Consider the following 238-nt stretch of genomic DNA (forward strand, 5'->3'; position numbering starts at 1 on the left):
GCTGATCAACAATGCCGGCTACGGCGCCATGGGGCCGCTGCTCGATGGCGGCGTGCCAGCCATGCAGCGCCAGTTTGAAACCAACGTGTTTGCGGTGGTTGGCGTGACCCGCGCGCTGTTCCCGGTGTTGCGTCGCGCCAAAGGCTTAGTGGTAAACATCGGCAGTGTGTCCGGGGTTCTGGTCACGCCGTTCGCCGGCGCTTATTGCGCGTCAAAAGCGGCGGTGCATGCCTTGAGC

Annotated in this window: 1 protein-coding gene; it reads left to right on the plus strand. The window is 63.9% G+C overall.

Annotation, left to right across the window (positions count from 1 at the left end):
- The coding region (locus QN399_RS26645) for an SDR family NAD(P)-dependent oxidoreductase (protein ID WP_330201982.1) at window positions 1-238 on the plus strand (238 nt) is incomplete at both ends.

Origin of the sequence: Pseudomonas sp. 10C3 (genome assembly GCF_036346185.1) — a bacterium.
Classification (GTDB): domain Bacteria; phylum Pseudomonadota; class Gammaproteobacteria; order Pseudomonadales; family Pseudomonadaceae; genus Aquipseudomonas.